Below are 4,729 nucleotides of genomic sequence, written 5' to 3'. Positions count from 1 at the left end.
GCCGCCGAGGCCGTTGAAGGCGCGCGCCATCTCCGGCGAGTTGACCAGGAGCTTGTGCAGGTTGGTGTTGCGCTTGAGCATGTCGCGATATTCGGGCGCGACTTGGTCGGCCTCGAGATAGGGCAGGCGGGCCATCCGGTGTGTCCTTTTCAATGTTCCTGCGATTCCCGCTCCGGCGCCTGCAGCGTGACGCCGCCGTCGACCACCAGCACCTGGCCGGTGATGTAACGGGCGTGGCCGCTGAGCAGGAATTTGACGGCGTGGCCGACGTCCCAGCCGGTGCCCTCGGTCTTCAGCAGCGAGGCCTTGGCGCGGTTGGCGCGGGCCTGCTCGCTCATGCCGCGCGAGTAGACCATCGGCGTGTACATCGGTCCCGGGCAGATGCAGTTGACGCGGATATTGTCGCGGCCATGGTCGACCGCCATGGCGCGGGTCAACCCGATGATCGCGGCCTTCGACGTCGTGTAGGTCGTGAGCCCGCGCGGCCGCAGCGCCGAGATCGAGGAGATGTTGACGATCGCGCCGCCTCCGGCGGTTTTGATCATGGCGGGGATCGCGTGCTTCGACAGCAGGAACATGCTCTCGACATTGACCTGCATGACCCGACGATATTGCTCGGGCGCCTCGTCGACCACGCTGCCGCGGCTGCCGATGCCGACATTGTTGTCGAGCAGATCGAGCCGGGCCCAGCGGTCGAGCGCGGCTTCGACCAGTGTTCGGCAATCGTCCTCGCTGGTGACGTCGCCGCCATGGGCGGCGGCCGTGCCGCCTTCGGTGGCGATCATCTCCACCGTGCGCTCGGCCAGTTTGAGGTCGCGATCGGCCACCAGCACCTTGGCGCCGGCGCGCGCCAGCAGGATCGCGGCGGCACGACCGTTGCCGATGCCGTCGCCGGCGGCACCTCCGCCGCTGATCAGCGCCACCTTGCCGGCCAGGCCGGCATCGTCCTCAGAGCCCCGCATGGTCGTGTCATCCCGAAATTTTTTCTCACGATAGCAACCGCCGTCCGGCCCGAGAAGTCCGAACGTCTTGCTCTCATGTCATTGACTTCGCATGTCTTTGCATGTTGCCGCGCGCGCGGCGCATGGCTCACGTTTCGCCGGGTCCATGAGGTCCGGCGTAGGGAACCGGTTCGGGGAGCCTGCGTTTGTTGATGGGGTCGCGCCACGCGCGGCTCGGGGTCATCACCAAATGCATTCGGCTTGCCGATGAACCTTCTCGATCCGCAGGGGCCTGTCGCTGCAGCCGACAAGACCATTCTGATCGATTCTGTCGCCATCATGCTGGCGATCGTGGTGCCGACCATCGTCGCCATCTTGGCCTTTGCCTTCTGGTTTCGCGAGACCAATCCGAAGGCGCGCTTTCAGCCCGACTTCGCCTATTCCGGACGCATCGAGCTCGTGGTGTGGTCGATCCCGGCCCTCACCATCATCCTGCTCGGCGGGGTCGCGTGGATCGGGTCGCACCAGCTCGATCCGGCGGTGCCGGTGCCGGGGACCGGCAGCCCGGTCCGCATCCAGGCGGTGTCGCTCGACTGGAAATGGCTGTTCATCTATCCGGACCAGCGGATCGCGACCGTCAATACGCTGACGGTGCCGGCGGGCGCCGAGCTCAATCTCCAGCTCACCTCATCGAGCGTGATGAACGTGTTCTTCATCCCGCAGCTCGGCAGCATGATCTACACCATGAACGGCATGGTGACGAAGCTCAATTTGCGCGCCGACAACGAGGGCAAGATGCAGGGCCTGTCCGCGCATTTCTCCGGTGACGGCTTCCCCGACATGATGTTCGACGTCAACGTGATCTCCCCGCTTGCGTTTCCCGATTGGGTCGCGGCCACGGCGAAGACCGATCGGGTGCTGAACGAGGACAGCTACAGGAAACTGATGCAGCAGGGCATCGCCAAGGACCGGCCGAGCTACCGGCTCGAGGACCCGCGCCTGTTCGACCTGATCTCGACCCAGCATATCCCCCCGGGGCCGGGCCCGCGGGTCACGTCGGATGCCGGACGATCGCACAATGGAGATCGCGATGCTCGGTAAGCTCGATTGGTCGGCCATCCCGTTCGACCAGCCGATCCCGCTGCTCGCCGGCGCGATCGTGCTGGTCGCGATCCTGGCGGTGCTGGTCTGGGTCGTCGTGAAGGGGCATCTGCCCTATCTCTGGCATGAATGGATCACCAGCGTCGATCACAAGCGGATCGGCGTGATGTACATGCTGCTGGCATCGGTGATGCTGCTGCGCGGCGGCAGCGACGCCATCATGATGCGGATCCAGCAGGCCGTCGCCTTCCAGTCGCAGGGCTACCTGCCGCCCGAGCATTACAACCAGATCTTCTCGGCACACGGCACCATCATGATCTTCTTCGTCGCGATGCCGTTCGTGATCGGGCTCATGAACCTCGTCGTGCCGCTGCAGCTCGGGGTGCGCGACGTCGCCTTTCCGACGCTCAATTCGGTCGGCTTCTGGCTCACCGCGACCGGCGCGCTGCTCGTCAACCTCTCGCTCGTGGTCGGCGAATTCGCGCGCACCGGCTGGCTCGCGTTTCCGCCGCTGTCGGAACTGACCTACTCGCCAGGCGTCGGCGTCGACTACTACGCCTGGTCGCTGCAGATATCGGGCGTCGGCACGCTGGTGGCCGGCATCAATCTCGTCACGACGGTGCTGAAGCTGCGGACCAAGGGCATGAGCTATCTGCGCATGCCGATGTTCTGCTGGACCACGCTCGCCTCGAACCTGCTGATCGTCGCGGCATTCCCGATCCTCACCGCAACGCTCGCGATGCTGCTGCTCGACCGCTATCTCGGCTTCCATTTCTTCACCAACGAGGCCGGCGGCAACCAGATGATGTTCATGAACCTGATCTGGGCCTGGGGGCATCCCGAGGTCTACATCCTCGTGCTGCCCGCCTTCGGCATCTTCTCCGAGGTGGTCTCGACCTACTCCGGCAAGCCGCTGTTCGGCTACCGCTCCATGGTGCTCGCCACCATGGCGATCTGCGTCATCTCCTTCATGGTGTGGCTGCACCATTTCTTCACCATGGGCGCGGGCCCCGACGTCAACGCCGTCTTCGGCATCGCCAGCATGATCATCGCGGTGCCCACGGGCGTGAAGATCTACAACTGGCTGTTCACGATGTACGGCGGCCGCATTCGTTTTGCGACGCCGATGCTTTGGTCGGTCGGCTTCATGGTGACCTTCATCATCGGCGGACTGACGGGTGTCCTGGTCGCGGTGCCGCCGGCCGACTTCCTTCTGCACAACAGCATGTTCCTGGTGGCGCACTTCCACAACGTCATCATCGGCGGGGTGCTGTTCGGGGTGTTCGCCGGCTTCGAATACTGGTTTCCGAAGGCCTTCGGCTTTCGCCTGGACGAGCGCTGGGGCAAGGTCGCGTTCTGGTTCACCTTCGTCGGCTTCTACGCCACCTTCATGCCGCTCTATGTCGCGGGCATGCTGGGCATGACGCGGCGCATGCAGCACTACGACGTCGCGGCATGGCGGCCCTGGATGATCGCCGCGGCCGTCGGCATGGCGCTGCTGTCGATCGGTGTGGTCTGCCAGGTCGTGCAGCTCCTGGTCAGCATCCGCAATCGCGAGGCGTTGCGCGACCGCACCGGCGATCCCTGGGACGGCCGCTCGCTGGAATGGGCGACGTCGTCGCCGCCGCCGGTGTTCAACTTCGCCATCTCGCCGGACGTGCGGGGTGGGGACGCCTATTGGGAACTGAAGGCGCATGCCAAGCAGCTCGAGCACGGTGAGCCCGAATACCGCGACATCGAGATGCCCCGGAACTCGCCGACCGGATTCGTCTGCGCCTTCTTCGCCTCGATCATGGGCTTCGCGCTGATCTGGCACATCTGGTGGATGGTGATCCTGGGCGGCATCGGCGCGTTCGCGACCTTCGTCGTGTTCGCCTGGCGCGACCATGACGAATACGTCATCCCGGCCGCCGAGGTCGCCCGCATCGATCGGGTCAATCTCGAGGAGCGCCGCGGCCTCGTCAGCCTGGCGGGGATCGTGTGATGGCGATGACCGCGACCATCGGCCACGCGCATGCCGACCCGCATCATATCGGACGGGTCGTCGAGCACGAGGGACCGGCGCCGAAGCGCATCGTCACCGGCTACGGCTTCTGGATCTTCCTGCTGTCCGACATCGTGATGTTCTCGTGCTTTTTCGCGGCTTACGCGGTGCTGCTCGACAAGACCGCCGGCGGACCGAAGGGCTCCGAGATCTTCGACCAGGGCAACGTGGCGATCGAGACGGTGTGCCTGCTGCTCTCGAGCTTCACCTGCGGGCTCGCCAGCATCGCCGCCGACGTGCGCAACAGGCTGTGGTTCCATGCCGCGATGGCGGTGACCTGCGTGCTGGGGCTCGCCTTCCTCACGATCGAGTTCCGGGAGTTCGCCGATCTCGTCGCGCGCGGCGCCGGCCCCTCCCGCAGCGCCTTCCTCACCGCGTTCTTCACCCTGGTCGGCTGCCACGGCCTGCACGTCTCGGCCGGCATCTTGTGGCTTCTCACCATGATGGCCCAGGTCCTCGCCAAGGGCTTTCGCGCCGACATCATGCGCCGCATGATGTGCTTTGCGCTGTTCTGGCATGCGCTCGACATCATCTGGGTCGCGGTCTTCTCGGTCGTCTATCTGCTCGGAGGCGCCGCATGAGCGACCTGTCGCACCACCATCGGATAGAGCACGACGTCGCACCCGGCGACGAGGAAGAACAT

General features: G+C 65.2%; 4 protein-coding genes. 3 read left to right on the top strand and 1 reads right to left on the bottom strand.

What is annotated here, in order from left to right; translation table 11 throughout:
• Positions 1-149: 149 nt before the first annotated feature.
• On the bottom strand, positions 150-962 hold the full coding sequence (locus KGM94_RS23655; protein ID WP_300264654.1) for an SDR family NAD(P)-dependent oxidoreductase: 813 nt from the start codon (positions 960-962) through the stop codon (positions 150-152).
• A gap of 246 nt (positions 963-1,208) precedes the next feature.
• On the opposite strand from KGM94_RS23655, the gene KGM94_RS23650 reads away from it, so the two are divergent.
• From KGM94_RS23650 to KGM94_RS23640, 3 genes are read left to right on the top strand one after another with little or no spacing between them, the layout of a single operon-like run.
• Positions 1,209-2,042, top strand: coding sequence for a cytochrome ubiquinol oxidase subunit II (locus KGM94_RS23650; RefSeq protein ID WP_300264653.1), 834 nt, complete (start codon positions 1,209-1,211; stop codon positions 2,040-2,042).
• Positions 2,032-4,026 carry a cytochrome o ubiquinol oxidase subunit I gene (gene cyoB, locus KGM94_RS23645; RefSeq protein WP_300264651.1) on the top strand — a complete coding sequence of 665 codons (1,995 nt, stop codon included), beginning with the start codon at positions 2,032-2,034 and terminating at the stop codon, positions 4,024-4,026. The genes KGM94_RS23650 and cyoB overlap by 11 nt, the downstream gene beginning before the upstream one ends.
• Positions 4,026-4,667 carry a cytochrome (ubi)quinol oxidase subunit III gene (locus KGM94_RS23640; protein ID WP_300264649.1) on the top strand — a complete coding sequence of 214 codons (642 nt, stop codon included), beginning with the start codon at positions 4,026-4,028 and terminating at the stop codon, positions 4,665-4,667. Before cyoB ends, KGM94_RS23640 begins: the two co-directional genes overlap by 1 nt.
• The last annotated feature ends 62 nt before the right edge of the window (positions 4,668-4,729 follow it).

This window comes from Bradyrhizobium sp., assembly GCF_028868675.1.
Classification (GTDB): domain Bacteria; phylum Pseudomonadota; class Alphaproteobacteria; order Rhizobiales; family Xanthobacteraceae; genus Bradyrhizobium.
Note: the sequence above shows the minus strand (reverse complement) of the source record. Positions and strands in the feature narration are given on the sequence as shown.